20 protein-coding genes are annotated in these 20,151 nt (G+C 52.2%); 12 read left to right on the top strand and 8 right to left on the bottom strand.

Annotated features, from left to right (window positions below; all coding sequences use genetic code 11):
- Positions 1 to 111: 111 nt before the first annotated feature.
- The 4 genes from CRO57_RS13420 to CRO57_RS13405 all read left to right on the top strand — a co-directional run bounded on the left by CRO57_RS13420 (position 112) and on the right by CRO57_RS13405 (position 4,938).
- Positions 112 to 681 carry a TRAP transporter small permease subunit gene (locus CRO57_RS13420; RefSeq protein WP_097153941.1) on the top strand — a complete coding sequence of 190 codons (570 nt, stop codon included), beginning with the start codon at positions 112 to 114 and terminating at the stop codon, positions 679 to 681.
- Positions 678 to 2,006 (top strand): TRAP transporter large permease, encoded by a 1,329-nt coding sequence (locus CRO57_RS13415; RefSeq protein WP_097153940.1) that lies wholly within the window; start codon positions 678 to 680, stop codon positions 2,004 to 2,006. The genes CRO57_RS13420 and CRO57_RS13415 overlap by 4 nt, the downstream gene beginning before the upstream one ends.
- Positions 2,007 to 2,395: 389 nt before the next feature.
- On the top strand, positions 2,396 to 3,010 hold the full coding sequence (locus tag CRO57_RS13410) for an NAD(P)H-dependent oxidoreductase (RefSeq protein WP_210200864.1): 615 nt from the start codon (positions 2,396 to 2,398) through the stop codon (positions 3,008 to 3,010).
- On the top strand, positions 3,010 to 4,938 hold the full coding sequence (locus CRO57_RS13405) for a cation:proton antiporter domain-containing protein (RefSeq protein ID WP_097153938.1): 1,929 nt from the start codon (positions 3,010 to 3,012) through the stop codon (positions 4,936 to 4,938). The genes CRO57_RS13410 and CRO57_RS13405 overlap by 1 nt, the downstream gene beginning before the upstream one ends.
- Positions 4,939 to 5,101: 163 nt before the next feature.
- Here CRO57_RS13405 and CRO57_RS13400 read toward each other — a convergent pair whose 3' ends face one another.
- From CRO57_RS13400 to CRO57_RS13385, 4 genes are all read right to left on the bottom strand, one after another.
- Positions 5,102 to 5,464 (bottom strand): hypothetical protein, encoded by a 363-nt coding sequence (locus CRO57_RS13400; RefSeq protein ID WP_097153937.1) that lies wholly within the window; start codon positions 5,462 to 5,464, stop codon positions 5,102 to 5,104.
- Positions 5,464 to 5,754, bottom strand: a complete 291-nt coding sequence (locus CRO57_RS13395) for a putative quinol monooxygenase (protein ID WP_097153936.1) — start codon at positions 5,752 to 5,754, stop codon at positions 5,464 to 5,466. Before CRO57_RS13395 ends, CRO57_RS13400 begins: the two co-directional genes overlap by 1 nt.
- 129 nt (positions 5,755 to 5,883) lie before the next feature.
- Entirely contained in the window at positions 5,884 to 6,783 is a 900-nt protein-coding gene (locus CRO57_RS13390; RefSeq protein WP_097153935.1) for a helix-turn-helix domain-containing protein, read from the bottom strand.
- Positions 6,784 to 6,850: 67 nt separating this feature from the next.
- Entirely contained in the window at positions 6,851 to 7,822 is a 972-nt protein-coding gene (locus tag CRO57_RS13385; protein WP_097153934.1) for a LysR family transcriptional regulator, read from the bottom strand.
- A 34-nt stretch (positions 7,823 to 7,856) separates the two neighbouring features.
- Here CRO57_RS13385 and CRO57_RS13380 point away from each other — a divergent pair, with 34 nt between their 5' ends.
- Together CRO57_RS13380 and CRO57_RS13375 are read left to right on the top strand one after the other, a co-directional pair.
- Entirely contained in the window at positions 7,857 to 8,228 is a 372-nt protein-coding gene (locus tag CRO57_RS13380) for a nuclear transport factor 2 family protein (protein ID WP_097153933.1), read from the top strand.
- A gap of 44 nt (positions 8,229 to 8,272) precedes the next feature.
- Positions 8,273 to 9,082, top strand: coding sequence for an SDR family oxidoreductase (locus CRO57_RS13375; protein WP_210200863.1), 810 nt, complete (start codon positions 8,273 to 8,275; stop codon positions 9,080 to 9,082).
- 74 nt (positions 9,083 to 9,156) lie between these two features.
- Here the strand turns inward: CRO57_RS13375 and CRO57_RS13370 are convergent, their stop codons facing one another.
- From CRO57_RS13370 to CRO57_RS13355, 3 genes are all read right to left on the bottom strand, one after another.
- Positions 9,157 to 9,708: an FMN-dependent NADH-azoreductase gene (locus CRO57_RS13370; protein WP_170956094.1), complete on the bottom strand. Its 552-nt coding sequence runs from the start codon at positions 9,706 to 9,708 to the stop codon at positions 9,157 to 9,159.
- A gap of 382 nt (positions 9,709 to 10,090) precedes the next feature.
- Positions 10,091 to 10,543 carry an SH3 domain-containing protein gene (locus tag CRO57_RS13360; protein WP_097153930.1) on the bottom strand — a complete coding sequence of 151 codons (453 nt, stop codon included), beginning with the start codon at positions 10,541 to 10,543 and terminating at the stop codon, positions 10,091 to 10,093.
- 101 nt (positions 10,544 to 10,644) lie between these two features.
- Positions 10,645 to 11,313: an NUDIX hydrolase gene (locus CRO57_RS13355; protein WP_097153929.1), complete on the bottom strand. Its 669-nt coding sequence runs from the start codon at positions 11,311 to 11,313 to the stop codon at positions 10,645 to 10,647.
- 156 nt (positions 11,314 to 11,469) lie between these two features.
- Here CRO57_RS13355 and CRO57_RS13350 point away from each other — a divergent pair, with 156 nt between their 5' ends.
- Complete coding sequence (locus CRO57_RS13350; RefSeq protein ID WP_097153928.1) at positions 11,470 to 12,507, top strand: SPFH domain-containing protein; 1,038 nt, start codon at positions 11,470 to 11,472, stop codon at positions 12,505 to 12,507.
- Positions 12,504 to 13,403 (top strand): NAD(+)/NADH kinase, encoded by a 900-nt coding sequence (locus tag CRO57_RS13345; RefSeq protein ID WP_097153927.1) that lies wholly within the window; start codon positions 12,504 to 12,506, stop codon positions 13,401 to 13,403. The genes CRO57_RS13350 and CRO57_RS13345 overlap by 4 nt, the downstream gene beginning before the upstream one ends.
- Positions 13,404 to 13,422: 19 nt before the next feature.
- Here CRO57_RS13345 and CRO57_RS13340 read toward each other — a convergent pair whose 3' ends face one another.
- A complete protein-coding gene (locus CRO57_RS13340; protein ID WP_097153926.1) occupies positions 13,423 to 14,238 on the bottom strand; it encodes a YARHG domain-containing protein in 816 nt (271 codons plus the stop codon).
- 363 nt (positions 14,239 to 14,601) lie between these two features.
- Here CRO57_RS13340 and CRO57_RS13330 point away from each other — a divergent pair, with 363 nt between their 5' ends.
- From CRO57_RS13330 to CRO57_RS13315, 4 genes are read left to right on the top strand one after another with little or no spacing between them, the layout of a single operon-like run.
- A complete protein-coding gene (locus CRO57_RS13330) occupies positions 14,602 to 16,401 on the top strand; it encodes a vWA domain-containing protein (protein ID WP_097153924.1) in 1,800 nt (599 codons plus the stop codon).
- Positions 16,398 to 16,808 (top strand): SH3 domain-containing protein, encoded by a 411-nt coding sequence (locus CRO57_RS13325; protein ID WP_244580095.1) that lies wholly within the window; start codon positions 16,398 to 16,400, stop codon positions 16,806 to 16,808. The genes CRO57_RS13330 and CRO57_RS13325 overlap by 4 nt, the downstream gene beginning before the upstream one ends.
- Positions 16,777 to 17,289, top strand: coding sequence for a hypothetical protein (locus CRO57_RS13320; protein WP_097153923.1), 513 nt, complete (start codon positions 16,777 to 16,779; stop codon positions 17,287 to 17,289). Before CRO57_RS13325 ends, CRO57_RS13320 begins: the two co-directional genes overlap by 32 nt.
- Before the next feature lie 48 nt (positions 17,290 to 17,337).
- Positions 17,338 to 20,112 (top strand): hypothetical protein, encoded by a 2,775-nt coding sequence (locus CRO57_RS13315; RefSeq protein ID WP_097153922.1) that lies wholly within the window; start codon positions 17,338 to 17,340, stop codon positions 20,110 to 20,112.
- Positions 20,113 to 20,151 lie beyond the last annotated feature (39 nt).

Genomic DNA, 20,151 nt, shown 5'->3' with positions numbered 1-20,151 from the left:
CATGTGGGCGGTTTGGAAGGGGGAGAGGTCTTTAATTGAGATCCAAAATTGCGATCCAACCAAAGCTGGACCGGCTATGTTGCCGGTTCAGCAACTTGACAGGCCGGACCAATGACTGACGCATCTGACGAATTTGGCGCATCTGAGACATCTGAGCGAGACGAGCGCGAGCAAAAGCCCATTCCGGAAGCCGGATTTCTGGGGCGATGGGTTGCCCGAACGGGGAATGTGTTCGCGGTCGCCATCATCCTGTCTGCCCTGGCGCTGATCTATGAGGTCATCATGCGCTATGGCTTCAATGCCCCGACCAGTTGGGCGCATGAGACGGTCATTTTCCTGACGGCCATCACCTTTGTTTATGGCGGGCTCTATGGCGTTGCCATGAACAAGCACATTCGCGTCGTGCTGATTTATGACATGCTGTCGCCGAAGCTCCGCCGCATCTTCAATATTGTCATTTCTCTTGCCTGCGCCATTGCCTCGATGCTCTTTTCCTGGGCGGGATGGCTGGTGGTTCAGCGGGCCATCTTTACCCCCGCCGGTGACTTTCGGCTTGAGACATCAGGCTCTGCCTGGGATCCGCCAACGCCGGGTCTTCTGAAGCTTGCCTTGCTTGGCATCCTGATCGTGATGTCCGTGCAATTTCTCATTCTCACTTTCAATTATCTGAGACGGAAATGATGGACCTTCTCGCTCTGTTACCCGACCTCAAGGCGCTGGGCATTGAAACGGCGACGCTTTTGATGTTCGCATCGCTCCTGTTGCTTCTGCTGACCGGGATGCCGCTGGCATTTGTGACCCTGCTTGTGGCGCTGATCTTCGCGCTTGGCTGGTTTGGTCCCATGGCCATTCCGCTGATTGTCAGCCGCATTTTCAGCTTCGTGAATTCATTTGTCTTTGTCTCGGTGCCGATGTTCGTGCTGATGGCGGCTATTCTGGATCGTTCCGGCATCGCGAAAGACCTGTTCGACGCCATGCGCCTGATCGGTGGTCGGCTGCGCGGTGGTGTTGCCATCCAGACGCTCTTGGTGGCAGTGGTTCTGGCCGCCATGTCCGGCATTATTGGCGGCGAGGTGGTCTTGCTGGGCGTGATCGCCCTGCCGCAAATGCTGCGGCTTGGCTATGACAAGCGACTGGCCATTGGCGTTTGCTGCGCCGGTGGCGCATTGGGCACCATGATCCCGCCATCCATCGTGCTGATCATTTATGGTTTGACGGCAAGTGTTTCCATTGGCGATCTGTTCACCGCATCCTTCCTGCCGGGCTTGATGCTGGCCAGTATGTATGCGGTTTATATTCTGGTACGTGCCTATACCAATCCCTCTGTTGCGCCCATTTGTGAGCCGGAAGATATTCCAAGTGCCGAGAAGTTACGTCTTCTCAAAGGGCTGGTTCTGCCCATTCTCGTGGTCATCTTTGTTCTGGGATCGATCTATGGCGGCATTGCCAGCGTGACCGAAGCCTCCGCCCTCGGGGTTCTGGGCGTGGCGCTCTCCACCATGCTGCGCCGCGAATTCTCGCTCGGCCTCTTGATGGGTGCGGCCCGTCAGACCTTGTCGACGGTTGCCATGATTGTCTGGATCGGCATTGGCGCATCGGCTCTGGTTGGCGTCTTCAACCTGATGGGCGGTATTCGCTTCGTTCAGGCCTTGATCACCGGCATCTCGGACAATCCGACCATCGTTATTCTGTTCATGATGCTGATCTTGTTCATTTTGGGCATGTTCCTGGATTGGGTTGGCGTTGCCTTGCTGACCATGCCGATCTTCGTGCCCATCGTGACCAGCCTTGGCTATGATCCGATCTGGTTTGGTGTGTTGTTTGCCATGAATATGCAGGTCAGCTTCCTGTCGCCACCCTTCGGCCCCGCTGCATTCTATTTGAAAAGCGTGGCACCGCCCGATATCAGCCTTGGTGAGATTTTCCGCTCGCTGTTGCCTTTCATCCTGTTGCAAATGCTGGCGGTTGGATTGCTCATCCTCTTCCCAGGTCTTGCTTGGCACTAAGGTCTGCTTTCAAAGTTCCGGGCCAGCCCTCTCCCCCTCCCAAACCACCCGTCATGGTACCCTCGTGGGTGGTTTGGGAGGGGGAGAGGGCCGGTGATGCGGCCAAAAAGATCAAAGCCTTTCCGATGATGGGATATTCATCGGGAAGGCTTTTCTATTGGGCTGGGCAGCTTTTGCGACATGTTCAGGAATTGAAAAATTGTTGCTGATCTTTGAAAAACAATGCCGATAATGTGGTTTACTGTCAAATGCACCACTCCGTCTGAACCACCCAAAGCGCGTTCCTGAAAAGCTGCAGACTTTTCGGATAAGAACTCGTTTCAAAAAAGATAAAGCCTTTTGCGCTGATCAAAAATCACGAGAAAGGCTTTTAGCGCAGGATCGCGACCATGAAGATATTGTTGTATATGGCCCATCCCCGTCTTGATCGGTCCGAGATCAATCGACCGATGTTTGAACTGGCGCAAAGGATGGGAGGCATTACATGCGTGGATCTCTATGCCGATTATCCGCAGCTTTGCATTGATGTCGATAAGGAGCAGTCCCGTCTGTTGGCCCATGATGTGATCATCCTGCAGCATCCGCTTTTTTGGTATTCCTCTCCCGCTATCCTGAAAGAATGGCAGGATAGGGTTCTGGAATATGGGTTTGCCTATGGGCATGACAGCCATGCGCTGGAAGGCAAATATGTCTTCAATGCTGTCAGTTGCGGTGCGATGGAAGAGGCCTATCAGCCCAAAGGGGCCAATGGGGCGGATGTCCGCACTCTGTTGATCCCGTTTGAGAAAAGCTTCGATCTGTGCCGGATGACCTATCTGGCCCCCTTTGCGCTTTTCTCATCCGGCCGGGCGCGGGAGATGGGCAGCGACAAACGCCATATGCAGCAATGGCAAAATCTTCTGATCAGCCTTCGTGATGGCACGCTGGATCTGAAAGCGGCGAAATCTGCGCGCTCGCTCAATCAGATCCTGCCCCGTCCAGCCCTGCAGATGGAGAATGCCTGATGGAATTGCTTGCCGCTGCTTTTGTCTATCTGGTGGCTGCCGTGGTTGCGGTGCCTGTGGCCAACAAGCTGGGCCTTGGCTCTGTGCTTGGCTATCTGATTGCCGGTGTCGCCATCGGACCCGTGCTTGGTCTGGTCGGGGGCGAGACCGCCGATCTGCAGCATTTTGCCGAATTTGGCGTGGTGATGATGTTGTTTCTGGTAGGGCTGGAATTGCAGCCCGCCGTGCTGTGGCGCATGCGCGCGCAATTGCTTGGGCTTGGTGGCCTGCAGGTGGTGGGCACGACAGCTGTCCTTGCTGGCATTGCTCTGGCTTTTGATCTGAGCTGGCAAGTGGCGCTGGCGCTTGGCATGATTTTGGCGTTGTCTTCTACGGCCATTGTTCTGCAAACACTGAATGAAAAAGGCTGGATGAGCAGCACTGGCGGCAATAGCGCCTTCTCGGTTTTGCTGACGCAAGACATTGCCGTGATCCCGATGCTGGCCTTGATGCCGCTTTTGGCGGTGCAGGCAGGGCCGATGATCAATGGCGACGCTTTTGCGCCGCTGTTTGATGCCATCAGTTTGGGTGTGGCCCATGCCGCCGGCGGCGGTTCCGATGGCGCGCCGACCTGGTTCGATAGCTTGCCGGGCTGGGCGCAGGGGCTGTCGGTGCTGGGTGTGATCATTGCCATCATCCTTGGCGGGCGCACCATCATTCGGCCGATTTTTCGCTTCATTGCTCAGTCTCGCTTGCGGGAGATCTTTACCGCTGCGGCTTTGATGCTGGTGATAGGCATTGCACTGGCCATGAATTATGTCGGGTTGTCTCCGGCGCTTGGTACATTTCTGGCCGGGGTGGTGCTGTCTGATAGCGAATATCGCCATGAGCTGGAAGCCGATATCGAGCCTTTCAAGGGTCTGTTGCTGGGGCTCTTCTTCATCACTGTTGGGGCAGGTATTGATTTTCAATTGCTCTTCTCCAACCCACTTGGGCTGGTCGGTCTGGCTGTGGGTTTGATGGTGGTGAAGGCGGCTTTATTGTTTGTCTTGGGCACCATCTTCGGTCTGTATGGGGCGGACCGCTGGATGTTCTCGCTGGCCTTGGCGCAGGCTGGCGAATTTGCCTTCGTTCTGTTTGGCTTTGCCACGACTGCCGGGGTGCTGGATGCCTCCATCGCCAAGCCCATGACTTTGGTTGTGGCGTTGACCATGCTGTTCACGCCAGCCCTGATCATCTTCTATGAGCGGGTGATTGCACCGCGCGCTGTTACCTCTGCCGACAGGGACGCAGATGTCATTGATGAGCAGGGCGAAGTGGTGGTTGCCGGGTTGGGACGTGTCGGGCAGATCATCACCCGTATTCTGGTGACCAATGGTTTCAAGGTGACGGTGCTCGATCATGATGCCGAGACCATCGAGAACCTGACCAAGGTCGGCTTTCGCGCCTATTATGGCGATGCCACGCGACCGGATCTGCTGCATAGCGCCGGGTTGCACAAGGCCGATCTGTTCATTGCGGCACTTGATGATCGCGAGAAGCAGACGGAGATGGTGGAGCATGTCTCCAAGACCTATCCGAACATCAAGATCTTTGCCCGAGCTCGAGATCGCCATCATATTTATGAGTTGGAAAATGCCGGAGCGCATCATGTGGAGCGTGAGACTTTTGAAGCGGGTCTTGCCATGGGCTGCAATGCGCTGGTGTCACTGGGTTATCATCCGTTTCGGGCGGAAATGGCTGGGCGCACTTTCCGTGAACACGATCTGGATGCTGTGGCAAGCCTGCGGCAAAGCTGGAATGAGGATGGGGTCTCGGCATCCTATATCGATGCCATGCGTGCCCATGCCGATACTCTCTATGAGCTGATGAAAGCGGACAGGGATGATGCCTCTGAGCGGTCCGAGCGCGGCTGGACACCCCCGCCAAAAGGGGATGCGAATTCATAGACAAGGTATGGATTGAGGATGGATCACATATTGAGCGAATTACGAAAGGCCAGGAGGCCTTTCGTAACTGTCGCCAGATGATTGAAATCCGTGATGACGGTTCAGACTTGCTTGGCGTCATATGGATATAGATGGCTCAATTTAATCGTGGCAACCATGGTGTTTACAGGGCCAGTCGCTGCAGGACATTGCCCGCGTTTTCCTGCTTTTGAGCGCTCCAAAAAGCGGTGCATGCGTCGGAATGGCTCCATTCCTGCCAGAGGGTGATTTTTTGGTCCTCTCCAAGCAGAACTTTGACACTCAGACAATCTGGTTGCCGGCGTAACGTTGCCAGCAACTGTTTTGTCTCGGTCGAACCTGCTTCAAGCGATATCATGTGATGAACGGGGCCGTTCTGAACCGCGCTTTTGGGGGAGGAAAGCGCGCTTGCAAAGGACATCCTTGCCAGGGTCAGACTGGCAGGAATAGCGCACAGCCCGACCATCAGGTTCCTGCGCGACAGGGTGGCAACAAAGTGCTCTGCCATTACATCACCAGTCTGTTGTAATAGGTAACCTTTGGTGCTCCTTCCATGAAAGAAAGCAGAGTTCCCATCACGCCTTTTTCTTCGATGAACTTGAGATAGGCCTGATGATGTTGCTGACTGGACCATTCCTCCTGGAGCAGGAAGCTACGGCTCGCCTGATCATAATAAAGTGTGACCTGCAAAGCTCCGTCAAAACCGCGAACATTGGGCAAGTTGGCCTTGAGAAACTCGCTTAGCTTGTCAAATGCACCTTCTTTGACGGTCATTTCCAGTGTTACCCAGATACTCATAAAAATCTCCTGATTATCAAAGTCTTGATGATGATCAGTATTGTCGGTTTTTTGAGAGGCCCATAGAAAGTGCAGATTAAAAATAGTGATTTTGGCTCACTAATTCGAGTGTAGTGCGGTTTTGTCGGTCTATTCTGCCAAACTGCGTCTCAGCTGCTTTGGAGTTGCATCATAGCGTGCCTTGAAGGCCTTGATGAAATGAGAGGCATCGGCATATCCGACATGCTGGGCAATTTCCAGAATCGGGGTGGGGCTTTCCAATACCAACTCACGAGCTTCTTCAAGTTTTGCATTTCGCATCCATCTGCTCGGCGATATGCCGAAATCTCGTTTGAAGTCGCGCTTGAAGGTGGAGAGAGAACGTCCGGACAGGCGGGCAAAATCTGATACCGTGAAATTCTTGATGGCATGTTCGCGCATGATCTGACGAATGTTGCGCCGGGTATGTGATGCATTTTGCGTTGCAAGGAAATCCACCAATTGTCCTGTATCATGATGATCAAGCAACATGAGAAGTTCGAGCAATTTCAGCTTTACCAGAGCTGCACTTGACGAGAAGGTGTCATAGACCTGCGGCAATGCATTGATATAGGCGGTGAGATTGACCGATCCACGGAACAGGGCAGGGGAGCTTTTTCCAGAACGTACCTCGGCAGCGGATTTTATCTTCAAGAATTCCTTGATGACGTCATCGCTGAAGCAGAACAGGAATGCTTCCAAAGGACCGTCTGTACTATGGAAATCGGAAATCATATAATGATGACGTGGCAGCAGGAGCGTATCCCCTGCATGAATGATAAATTCCTCATCATCTGCCGAATAGAAGGTTTCCACACCTCGAACGACATAGGCCAGACAGGGCATGTTGGTGAAAAACTCTATTCCCGTCATCTCCCGTGAAATGAGCTTATGGAATATTCCAGAATTTCGATGGGCCATGAGAGGTGTGGCATCAGCAAGACCAAACAATCCGTCCGGCACCAGAAGTACGTTTTCGTCGCAATATTGAGGAAGCGTGGTGACTGTCATGGCTGTTGTCCTTCCTGCATCGATTTCTCAAGTCCTGAATGGATCATCGGTTTGTCTTGATGTGAGGTCATGACAATAACACCTGTTTCAATTCTCGTTTCACAAGAGAGCGGAACCAGATGTCTGCATTGTCGCGCTCGCGTATGCGATGCCACATCATCTTGATCGGGTAGGGTGGCAGATCGATAGGAGGTGCACACATGGAGAGATCAAAATCCTGAACAAACCGGGCCGCCACATAATCGGGAACGGTGGCAATCAGATCCATGGCCTGAAGGAGCGGGGGCAGGGCCATGAAATGCGGCACCACAAAACTGATTTTGCGCATTCTGGATATCTGCTGCAAGGATATGTCGACAATGCCTTGGGCATCGCCGACGACAGAGACAAGCGCATGACGGGCCTGCACAAAATCCTCCAGATCTTGCGGATCTGCCAGAAGGGTTTCTGGCGCGAAAACACAGGCAAAACGCGTGTCTCCTACTATATCAATGCTATGCCAGGATTCTTGTGGTTCTTCATATACGGTGACAGCAAGATCGATTTCATTCTTGTCGATTGCTTCACAAACCGTTTCATAGTCGATGGATTTCACAAGGATCTGGGCGTTTGGTGCTTCTTTTGCAATAGCATTTGAGAGCGAAGGTAAAAGTGCCAGTTCCAGATCATCTGGTAAACCGATGCGAAATTGTCGCTTTGTCTTGCGAGGATCAAAAGAGGGAGCGTGATTCAGGATGACTGACAGACGCTCCAGCATTGGTTTGATTTCCAGCAGCAATTCCTGAGCGCGCGGTGTCGGCACCATATCGCGACCGGAACGTACAAGGACCTCATCTCCCAGCATATCGCGAAGTCTTGCCAACATACCGCTGGTGGCCGACTGTCCTCGCCTCAGCCGATCAGCAGCATAGGTGACGTTGCGCTCTTCCAAAAGCACCACGAATGCCTTGAGAAGATTGAGATCGATTCCTTTGATATCGTTCAAATCAATACCTCCGAGCATAACAATCGATTTTTCCGCATATCTTTTCGATGACATACTACAAGTCTCTCAATCATTCAAAGGAATTATCATGAATTCTTCAGAGCTTGTCATCGCCTGGTATGAAACACGGGATCCCGCTCTTTTTGCTGACACTGTCAGTTTTTCTATTTGCGAGAGTTTCCCCTGTGCAGGGGTCTATCAAGGACCAAAGGATGTCTATGAGAATTTTTTCGCAAAGTTGATGCCCATGTTTTGTGAGTTCCGTGTAGAGCGTGACTTGATCCTGGAAGAGAAAAACAAGGTTGTTGTCATTGGTCGCTATATGGGACGCGTCAAGGCAGAAAATGAGGAATTTGCTGTTCCGTTCACCCATGTTTGGACGCTGGATGGCGGATTGGTCACCAGCGTCAAGCAGCATGCTGAAACCGGTCTTCTGGACAGAGCCTTTGCTGCTGCCTGATCTTTTCATTCACCTATTGATTTTCATGATTGGAAAGGCTGATCATGCCTGAAATGCCAAACAAGATACCTGTGTCTGCATCAGGGCAGGCGAGCATATTTGCAAATCCCTTGAAAGGTAAAATCGCTCTTGTTACGGGTGCATCCCGAAATCTGGGAGCGGGCTTTGCCAGAGCATTGGCGCAAGCAGGTGCAGATGTCATTATTCATTATCATAGCAATGCGTCGAAGGAAGATGCTGCCAATCTGGAGCAAAGCCTTCGGGATTTTGGTGGACGGGTTTCCTCGATACAGGCTGATCTGACGTCGCTGAAGGAAGTCGAGTTGTTATTTGATCATATTGAGGCCGACTATGGTGCTCTTGATATCCTGGTGAATAACGCAGGCAAGATGCATAAAGCACCAATGCATGAGGTGAGTGAAGCACAATATGATGCACTCTTCCAACTCAATACCAAATCTGCCTTCTTTCTGATGCGTGAAGCGGCCAAACGTGTAAGCAATGATGGGCGCATCATCAATATTGGCACCAGCTTGCTTGGTGCTTTCACCGGATATTACAGTGCCTATTCCGGTTCCAAGGCACCTTTGGAGGATTTCTCCAAAGCGTTGGCAAAGGAGGTGGGATCCAGAGGCATTACGGTGAATACGGTGTGTCCGGGTCCATTGGATACGCCATTTCTCAGAGACGCTGAAACAGAAGAAACACTAGCGTGGTTGGCCAGTGCCAGTGTGACCAACCGACTGGGAAAGGTCGAGGACATCACCCCCTGGATTGTCTTTCTTGCCAGTGATGCGGCAGGTTGGGCAACCGGACAGACTTTCTTTGTCAATGGCGGGTTTGTGACGCGATAGATTGATGAAAGCTGCCGGGGCTGTTTGTGCCCCGGCAGCGCTTTGAGAATGCACCATATTTATGAGTTTACGTCCTAACTGATCTGCAAATTGCTGATGAAGGTCTCAGCCTGTTTTATACATTGATCATCCAGAAGATGTCCGTCGGCATTGATGAAACGGATGTCATTGATACCCACCATCTTGAAGGCGGTTTGTAACCAGGGGGTGGCAAAGTCATATTCTGAGCCCACAGGGACGCCGTCGGAGGCAATGATGACCCAGGTAGGCCTGTCCTTGAGTTTGCCAACAGGCCAGCCGTCTTTATATTGGAACGTGCGCCCCGCCATGGCAATCTGATCAAACCAGGCCTTGAAACTGGCTGGCATTCCGAAATTGTAAATTGGCAGGCCGATAACGAGACTATCAGCCCATTCCAACTCGTCAATCAAAGTGTTGCTTGTTTTTCGTGCCAGATCATCATTGTTGATCCAGTCATTGGTTACAAAGGGGATGCCCTCGGCCAGATTGCGGGTAAGCACCTCGGTTTTATGGGCCGTGGTCAGTTGTGCAATCATCTTTTGTGTCAGGGCGCGGGTGATGGAGCCTTCGGAACGGGCCGATGCTTGAATTTCCAATATCTTCATCTTGATTTTTCCGGGATTGAGGGATGAGCGAGGGCGCTGCATCAGGTTTGGAGATCAAGGAAGGATCGAGATTTCGTGCATGGTCTGGCTGTTCAATCTCATGAATTTCATTGAAATGGCAGACAGCAAGACATGGTCTCGATCATTCCTTGCAAGATGCTTGAACAATGGAGCAGATGCTCGAGCCGGGGTAGAAAGTTTGATCCAGAAATATGGATTTTGGATCATCAAATGATCGGCTGGAAAAGAAAGGACAATATTCTTCTTCATCCGATGATGACCATTGGAAATATGCAGCTTTCGAGGTGGTGGTATTATGCTGGCTTATAGATATGGTGGGACTTTCCCAAAGCCCTACCATATTGATTTTGCAGATGAGGTATTAATCGTCGAGAGTGACGATCAGTGGGTCGTCATCATCATAGATGTCGGGATTTGTGATGATGACATCCGGTTCAGATCGTTGGATCACGATGACTTCGTCCGACTCATCATAATAGTCCTCTTCGGGCACCTCAATGATGACGGTGCGACGAGGGGGAGGGGGCGCGACATAGATGGGCTCTTCGTCATAGACATCCAGATATCGGCCGGACACCCAACCGATGCGATGGCGGAAATTGATTTCGCACCAGCCATTGCGCACGCATTCTCTGATATGGACCGGCTCGCCCGGGCCCAAGGTTGCTATTCTGTGAAATCTTGCTCCGGGGCCAGTACGCACATTCAGTGCAGTCACGGCTTCGGCAGGGTCGGCAAGGGTAGCACCCGCGCCCGCAAATAATGACAAGCTGGCTGCCATCACCAGAAGGGTTGATCTTATCAATACAGACATTGTTCTAAACCTTCATGCTCTCATATCAACGAGGGGAAGAATTAAGAAGGCAGTCTGTCCGATCTTTGCGGCAACTTTGGGGTCTTGGAGCCGTAGTTACATCATTTGGTGATGATTAGATTGTCAGGATCTTTGAGGCGATAGAGCATGGCCGGGCGGTGGGCTCCGACAGACTTCTTTTCGCCTGTCTCGATCAGGCATTCAAGCCCGAGCAGCCATTTGCGAAAATTGCGCTTGTCTCGCTCCTGTCCCGAGACAATTTCATAAAGAGATTGCACTTCGGACAAGGTAAAGCTTTGCGGCATGAACATGAGGCCGAGCGTGGAATAGTCCATTTTGGCGGTAAGCCGTTCGCGGGCAAGCTTTATGATCTCGTCGTGGTCGAAGGCCAATTTGGGCAAGGCATCAATATCAAACCATCTGGCATCTGCAGCATCCGATCCCGATTTCAGCTCCACGCCTTGCAGTGGCATCAGGGCATAATAGGCGATGCTTATAACGCGTTCGCGAGGGTCGCGATCAGGTGCGCCAAAGGTGTAGAGCTGTTCGAGGAAGATATCTTCAAGCCCTGTTTCCTCTTTCAACTCTCTTGCGGCGCAGGTGTCGATGCTCTCATCAATATCCAGAAATCCTCCCGGCAAGGCCCAATTCCCCTGATGAGGATCGAGTTTTCGTTGGATGAGGAGAACCCTCAATTTGTTATTTTCTACTGTAAAAACAACGATGTCTGTCGTTACCGCAGGGTGAGGATAGGCGTAGGTATAGCTCATGATAGCTGCTTTTCGAGTAAGTGTATTGACAACGCAAACTAGATAGTGTTATTTCAACACCAATTAAGTTAGTGTTGCTGTGACACTAACATTGGGATAATGCATCGACAAGAGCAAAGTCCTGATGTGGGTGACAATTTGCCAAGGAGTAAGACAATGGCACAGATCAAGACCTATCCGTTTGTAAGACAATTGCGCGCAGATGCATCTTCCTACATCCAGTATTTCCGCAATGGACAGCGGGTTCAGGATGGTCGGGGTCTGGCTTTCTGGTTTGCTCCCGATGGTGCATCCATCACCGAGGTGCCGCTTGATGACCGGCACATGCCGTTCATACTCAGGGGGCAGTCTGAGGACTTTCAGGAATTGACTGTGCAGGGTACTGTTGTTTGGCGGGTTCTGGACCCGCAAATATTGGGTGACCGGGTCGACTTCACCATTGATTTGAAAAAGGGCTTACCCACGCGCAGGCCTCTTGATCAGATCGAGGCCGTGCTGATGGGCTTGGCGCGGCAAGCGATCTTTGCCTACTTGCAAGAGCAGGGCGTGCGGGCGCTGCTAAGTGCCGGTATTGCGCCTTTACAAGAGATGGTGGCAAATAGTCTGGTCAATGAACAAAGTCTGCTCAAGATCGGTCTCGAAGCGGTAAGCGTGACCATATCCAGCCTTGCCCCAAGCAGTGAACTGGCCCGTGCACTGCAAGCGCCCACCTATGAAAGCCTTCAGCAACAAGCTGATGAGGCCTCTTTTGCCCGGCGAGCGCTAGCAGTGGAGAAGGAAAGAGCCATCGCCGAGAACGAACTGACCAACCAGATTGAATTGGCTGCCCAGCAAAAGGATCTGATTGACAGGGAAAGTGCCAATGAGCGTTTCCGGGTGGAGGCTAGCACTGCTACTCGAAAGGTCAGTGCTCTGGCTGATGCAGAGATGAAGACCGTTTTGGCCGAGGCTGAAGCTCAGAGCATTCGGGCGGTGGAAATGGCCAAGGTGGAGGCGGAAGGCGCGCGCATGCAGATCTTTGGTGATGTCCCCTCTGATGTGCTTATGGCCATGGCTGCTCAGGAATTTGCAGGCAGCGTGAAGACCATCGACAATCTGACGGTGACACCCGATATGCTGGCCGGACTGATTGGCCAGTTTGGTGGCTTGCTGAGCAAGGATGCCGTTCCTAAAGACATGCGAGCAAAGTCATGACCAGTCTGGCCCCCCGTGTTGTTCTGGTCACGCGGCCTTCCGAGTTCGAACGCTTTTTGGCGTTGCATGGCACACGAGGGCAGGCGGAGTTCTTTCTCAAACAGAGAGGACAGAACCTTGCCAGATTGGAACAGCAAAGCGAGCAATTGGTAGCGGCATTGACCGCTGCCAAACAAGCGGTACCGGAGGAATGGACGATCACTCATATCATGCGAGATGACCTGGACCGATTTCTGTTTTCGCAGCGTGATATTGTGATTGCAATCGGACAGGATGGACTGGTCGCCAATCTTGCCAAATATCTGTCTGGTCAACCGGTGATAGGAGTTACACCAGCCCCCGGTGAGAGTGAGGGCATCTTGACTTCGCTTGGTGTGGAACGATTAAAGAGCCTGTTGCCCAAAGTGGCCCATCAGGACATTGGTCTGCAGCATCGGGCCATGGTGGAAGCAAAGCTTGATAATGGGCAGTCGCTTGTTGCGCTGAATGAATTGTTTATCGGGCATCAATCGCATCAGTCTGCGCGCTATCTCATGCAGTTTGATGGCAGGGAAGAATATCAATCTTCCTCAGGTGTGATTGTCTCTACTGGCACCGGTCTGACGGGGTGGGCGAAATCGATCCTGACTGCGACCCATCGAACCATCAGCATAGCGCCAGAAGACCAGCGGGCGGTCTATTTTACCCGTGAACCCTGGCCAAGTAGCACAACAGGTAATGATCTGGCCTTTGGGGAAGTGGATGGACAGGGGGGTGTCGCTCTGGTCTCGCGCATGAATGATGGCGGCACCATCTTTGCCGATGGTATCGAACAGGACTTTCTGCATTTTGACTGGGGTGTTCAGGCCCGTATAGGCCTGTCCGATCAGACCCTTAATCTGGTGATGGATGGGTGAGGCGTTGCCCATCCTGAGCCTAACGGCATGGAGTCAATTTGCCGGTGCAGGTCATTTGGCCGCCACGCTGGGTGCATTCATAGGTGCGGATGGTTTCGGTGTTGCGATGCTCCAGATCGCTCAAGGAAAGGCCGCCAGCTTGTTTCTTATACCAGCCATTTGCCTTGTCAGCGCTTTTGGCCCAGCTGTCAAAATGCCGCTGCAGGCACATGGAAGTGTCCTTGACGAAGGGACGACCCTTGCGAGCGAAGATCTCGTTGCGGGCGATATAGAGCTCCCAGCCGGTGAGTGAAATCAGATCCTTTTCTTCGATTGCCCGTTTGTCTGATGCAGGTAGCACGAAACCGCTTTCAGACAGGCGCAGCTCGTCTTCTGGGATTTCGGACAAATAGGTGGGCACATCGTCGGAATAGAGAAAAGGTATGCCCAGTACCAAGCCAAGGCCAAGAATGGCGGCACCGATCATCATGCTTTTTTGACGGCCAGACAGCTTTGGTTTTTGCGGCTGTGGCTGGGCTTCTTGTGAGGTGGTGACTGAGGGCTTTTCCAGCAGGCTCAGCAGCTCCGCTTGCTGATCTTCGGATAAGTTCAACGCATCCAGCACCAATTGAAAGCGTGGATCATCCTTGGATCGAGGGGCGCTTTTGCCATTGCGCCAATTGCTGATGGTGCGGCGCTGGATGGTCAGCTTCGGACCATCTTCCTTTTGGCCTTGCATGGCCTTTCGAACCAGCTGTTCATCTGAGGAAAAGCCACGCTGGCGTATCAGTTTGGTCAGGCAGGCACCAAAAGCTTCATAGCTGGTGGATTGCTTGGAGTTTGAGGGATTGGCCATGCTGGAAAAGGGTCAAGTCTACAATTGGAAAGAATGGAAATTTCCGGAAATTATGCGTCTTTTCCGGTCATTTACAAGCGCAGGTCTGTTAATATGCGTATTTTTACGAGAATGTGATTTCGACTATCCGGTCTGATTATGCTTAGACTTGGGTAATTATGAATATGTCTGTTTTTTTGTTTGAGGTTTGTCTGGACGCCCGATTTAAAAGTCTGCAACTTTTCGGGAACACGCTTTAGGCCCGCATCACCTGCCTCTCCCATCTGTGCCCTGCCTGTGAGGTATCATGACGAGTGGGATGCAGGGGGAGTGGGCTTGGCTCAGGACGTTTAATTCAAACCTTCAAGATCTCGCCGGGGGATAATGTTTATCAAAGCCCATTCTTTCATGGTGCCGGTCCGCACCGTGGCAGCATCCATCGCGACCATCTGTTTGACATTGGGTGCTGGTCATGTGTCCAGCGCCAGGGCACAAGTTCAGCCGAACAATGAAGTCTTGTTTGTGCTGGATGGCTCCAATTCCATGTGGGGTCAGATCAATGGCCAGTCCAAAATTTCCATCGCCAAGGATGTGATGACGGATCTGATTTCTGACTGGGATGCGAAAGTGCCGGTTGGTCTGATGATTTATGGCCATCGGCGCAAAAAGGATTGTCAGGATATCGAGCTGGTGTCGATGCCTGGCAAGGTGGACAGAAAACGCCTGATCAGCAAGGTGCAGTCGATCAAGCCCCAGGGCAAGACGCCGATCAGCCTGTCTCTGACCATGGCTCATGCGCAATTGCTTTTGAAAAATCTTGGCAAATTTCCAAAGCCGAAATCATCGCTGGTTCTTGTCAGCGACGGTCTGGAGACCTGCGGCAGTGATCCATGCGCCAATATCGACAAGCGGGAGGTAAATGATCCGGGCACCGAAGTGCATGTTATCGGCTTTGATCTGACGGATGCGGAATCCAAAGCCTTGCGCTGTATTGCCGATAAATCCGGTGGTAAGTTCTTTCGGGCAAACAACGCCAACGAGCTGCAAAAAGCCCTGCACGAGAGTGTGAAGATTGCTAGTGGTGGTCAGCCCTCTGCTCCGCTGCAACCGGCCCCGCCAGTGCCTGCAGCCACACCTGCCAAGCCAAAGCCAGCGCTGCTGTTGTATGGCAAGCTTTGTGAAAGCTGCAAGCGCCTCGAACCTTTGGATGTGAACTGGACCATTCAGGGAGAGACGGGTAAGCAGATTTATTACGGTCTTGGTGTGTTATATCCGCGCCATCCGAAATTGGCACCGGGCACCTACAAGGTGAAAGCACGCTACAAAAGCAGCGTTTTGGTCCGCGATGCGGAGCTGGTGATTGGCAAGGATGGCAAACAGGTCGGCGCGGTCAATTTGAAAGGCGGTGCCGCCAGCATGTTTGCCTATGCGACCGATGAAAAGACGATTGCTGCCAATCCGATCTTCTATCAATTCCATCCGATGAAGAATGGCAAGGCTTCCGGTAAAGCTCTTGATGAAGCCGTTGTTTCCAAGGAGCCGGTCTGGCTTCCGGCTGGCCGATATAAGGTCGTGGCAAGCCATGACCAGATCAAGGAAAGCACCGAGATCGAGATTTTTCCGGGTGAGACAACAACCTATGACTTCGATATGCGCGTCGGGTATTTTCAGCCGTCAGCGGTGCTGGCTGAGGGTGGCAAGCCGCTGGGGCGCTTCATGGATTATGCGATCTTCAAAACCGAAGCTGACGCCAAAACCAAACGGACCATCGATAATATCGGCTTCATGCTTGGTACATTCAAAAAGAAGAAGCCGCTCAAACCGGGTCGCTATTATGTGAAAGCCATGCTGAGCTATAACCGTGGCACGGTGGTGACTACCAAGATTTTCCCGTTCGATATCAAGACCAATGAGGTGACAAAACCGGTCTTTGATATGCAGGCCGGGGTGCTTGACCACAAGGTGAAAAGCAAAAGCGGCAAGCGGATCAGCAATATCGACTATGTTCGCGAAAGTGATGGCAAACGCCAGGCATTTTATAATCTGGGCAGCTCCTTTGCGACCGCTTTGCCAAAGGGGCGCTATTTCCTGCGTGTTCTGACCTCCAGTGGCGAGAAATACAATACCAAGCCTTTCGAGATCCAAGCGAACAAGAAAACCACTTTGGAGGTGGCAGTCCCATGATGACATTCAATCTTTCAAGATTGGCCCTGTTGGCTGGACTGGTCGTGGCCATGTTTGGTTTTGTTACTGCTCTTCAGGCGGCAGGGGCCAATGAGCTGGACAAGCCGGTGATGGAATATGCCAGCGATGATCTGGACACTTGCGCATTGGGGCAGGTCATGGGCCTGAAAGCTGATGGTGATGGTTTCCTCTCAGTGCGCTCGGGTCCGGGCAGCAATTATACCAAGCTCGATGAATTGCAGAATGGCGACAAGGTCTGGCTGTTCGGGCGAGAAGGCAAATGGATCGGTATCGTCTATGGGGTGGGGGAGCTTTCCTGCAGCCCGATCAGCGAAGATCGCGTGGTTCCACATGATGGCAAAAAGGGATGGGTTCATGAGAATTGGATTGAAATCATTGCCGGGTAAAGGCCTCTTTGTTGTGGCGGCCTTGCTGCTGGGAATGGTGATGCCATTCTCTGATGCAATGGCCGAGACCCTGCCCAAAGTGAGTTGGGAGAACCGTGTCTCCACGGAAACTGCCAATGGCGATATCCTTGATCAGCCACCTTATGTGAGCGTCAATGACATCAGGTTGCGAGCTTTCTCGGATATGCAATCCATCAATCTGCAACATACGCTCACCATTGACCACGGAGATTATGGGCTGGAGACATTGCATGTCTTTACCGTCTGGCAGGGCGGGGCCAGTCAGGGCGAGCAATTGATGCTTTTGAGTGTCACATCAAACGGCATTCTTGTGGTTGGACCGCATGATCAGGATTTTGAAAATGTGCGCGTCAATCAGATCAATTCTGACAGTGCTCCCAGTTTTGATCTGATCGGGGCAGACGCGAGCAAGCCTTTGGCGCGTCTTGATTATTTTGATGGTCGTTTGATCAAACAATAAAATTTAGAGGGTAGGTGACACATGTCTTGCCGAACTTTGAAGTTATTGATGGCCTCGAGCCTGGTGGCCGTTCATCTGGTTAACGGTCTGTCTGCGGCTCCTGTTGAGAAAAGTTCTTTCGAGCTGGCCGAGGACCGATGGCTGAAGGCCAAGACCTATCTGAAGGAAACCGATCAGAAGATCAAAGACTATGATGCCATGACGCCGGGTGTTGCAGCATCGCTGATGAAGCAATGGACGAATAATTGGCGGCTCTATGACAAGAAGCGTGCCTCGCAAGGGGTGGAAGCAGATCTGCTCAATGAGCGTTTGCGTGATCTGCGACGGCATATCGGCCTGACCATGATCGTTGCCGCCTTTGCCGATCAGCAGATCAAGTCCGCCAAACTGGCGCTGGAGATCCTGAAGCGTGAGGACAGCTGGGCTCCGAATGATAAGCAAGATACCGGCCGCGAGGTGCGGAAGGCCAAGAAAAATGCCATCAAATATCGCCTGTCTCTGGCGGGTGAGCAGAAACGCAATGCCAAGGCGCAGCTCGATCAACTGACGCAAAATTATCAGAGTGCTCTTGCCAAGCTGAGGACAAAGGTTCGGCCCATTTCTGTCTTTCATCCCAAATGGGATGAGATGGTCAAAGCTCAGGGCAAGCTGAAGAACGCCATTGCCGCCAGCGCCATTGCCAAGACGGATATGACCTTTGCCGGTGAAAAGGCCATCGCCGCAGAGCGGGTGAATGACGCCAATTATGATTATCTGGTAGAGCTTCTGAATAGCGGGCCCGTGCAATTGGACAAGATTGATGTCCATTTTGATGACAAGCCCTGGTATGTGGTTGAACTGAAGGACAGCAAGGCCGTTGAAGTGGCCAAGGGAGAGATCCCGCCCGACATCCGCATGAAAGCCTATAAAGATGTCTTGAAGCGGCTGGATGAGGATATGCTGTCGCTGGAATTCCAGATCGATGATGCCACCAAGCTGGTCAATGAGCTGGGGACCAAATGGCGGAAAGAGGCCAATATCTCTTTTGATCTGGACAATTCGATCGCGCAGCTCAAGGTCAATGCGCAATGGGTCAATCTTGGCGTAGAAATGAGCTTCATGGCCATTGGCATTCTGGCCTCTGGCGGTCTGTCCGCCGTGCAATATGCTCCCAATGTAGTGGAGTCGGTTGCGACGTCGCTTTCCAAGAAAGTGGTCACAACACCCAATTATGTGGATCCGCTGACCAAGGCGGCCCGGGCGGCCATTGGTGGTGCCGTCAGTCAAGCGCCAAAGGCTGTGCGTGAGCTCTCTTCGCGTGTGCTGGAGGCTTCGGCCAAGGCCATGAATGATCCTTATGTGAAGCTGTCTTCTGACGCGATCAAGCGATTTTATCGCTTCAAGCAAGAGCAGTTCCAAGCGGCAGTCAGGAGAACCGCGAAGGAAGTCTATTTTGTCTCTCTTCCGGCCAAGAATATTGCGTCCGGACTGGGAGATAATGAATATTTTCTGGGGGATTATATCGAATTGTCAGGTGCTCAAGGCATTGTGGTTGCGGATGTGCTGGAAAGTGTCATCACCAATGGCGGGTTTGATGATGCCCGCTATGCTGCCCAATTGGGTCGAGCTGTGGCCACAAACCAATTGAGTGCGCTCAGCGCCGAACAGGTCAAGGGCATGAATGCAGCAGGTCTTGCCATTGCCAGTACGACGGTGAAGGTGGCCAATCAAATGATCACCGATCTTTTGGTCGAGGACTGGCAGAAGGATGCCATTGTTGCCGGGGCAAAGGCCGGGGTCTTCAAGGCTGAATATTTCAAGATCCTGAATGTGCGCAATGCCATGCAGGATGAGCTGGCCGCCAAGAAGACTTTCAAGAAAAGCGTCGAGACATTGCTGGCGCAAGGCCCGCAAGCCCGCGAGTATAAGGTGCTGGCCGACAATGCTTTCTCGCGGGAGGAGTTCGATCAGTTTGGCCGCTATCAGATCAAACTGAGATTTTCCCGCCCCCTGTTATGGCCCCCTGTGCTCAAGGCTGATGGGATGGGTTTCTCGGCTGGAAAGGCTGAGAATTTACCCCACCGGGAGTGGATTTTTTATGTTGATCATGCCCAATTGCCAGAGGATACAAGACAGGTCAAATTGTCCATCGAGCTGGACCGGCGCGAGCCTTATGGATTGCTGGACAGCAACACCAAAACCCCACCGCAATTGGTTCGGATAGAGCGCAATGGCTGGACTGGCTATGAACCGGGAGCAAGCAATCACATTTTGCGTATCAGACCGGATGATGAAAAACCGGGAAATTTGGGACTACCTCAGGATCTCGGGCTACCCCAATTTCCCCGATATTCGCTTCTGAACGTTGTTCTGCATCAGGAATTCATATTCAATCCCAATGGGCCAGCTCGAATTGCTGTCGAATTTCAGGGAAAGAGGTCCGTCTTTGCTACGCAAAAAGCAGCAACAGACTATACCGAAAGCATTCAGCGCAAATATGTTTATCTGCATGACGTTGCCACGAGCGAACCCAAATTGATGCTTCGCAGTGAAGCGGAAAAGATAATACGAGCTGAACATAAACGAGTGAATGCGGCCAATAATGAATTGCAGGGCAAATTTCTTGAACTGCAAGAGCGTGCCCGTCGCTCCGCTGAAAAGTTAAAGGACGTGCTTGGACAAGATGCTCTGCCAAAAGGATTGCCGGGCTTACCTCAATTGCCTGACCTTCAGGATGCCTTGCCTGCTCCGGACACTACTGAGCCAGCGCTTCCCAATATTGATGAGGGTCTCAACCTGATGCCCGATCTGCAGCCGCTGAATGAGAAGCCGATAGGGGAGTGAATTAGTAATATAAGGTTGCACTCGTCAGCGCTGCCTCTA

The sequence above is a fragment of the Cohaesibacter gelatinilyticus genome (genome assembly GCF_900215605.1).
GTDB classification, from domain to species: domain Bacteria; phylum Pseudomonadota; class Alphaproteobacteria; order Rhizobiales; family Cohaesibacteraceae; genus Cohaesibacter; species Cohaesibacter gelatinilyticus.
The sequence above is the reverse complement of the archived record's forward strand: the minus strand, read 5'-3'. Positions and strand labels throughout refer to the sequence as shown.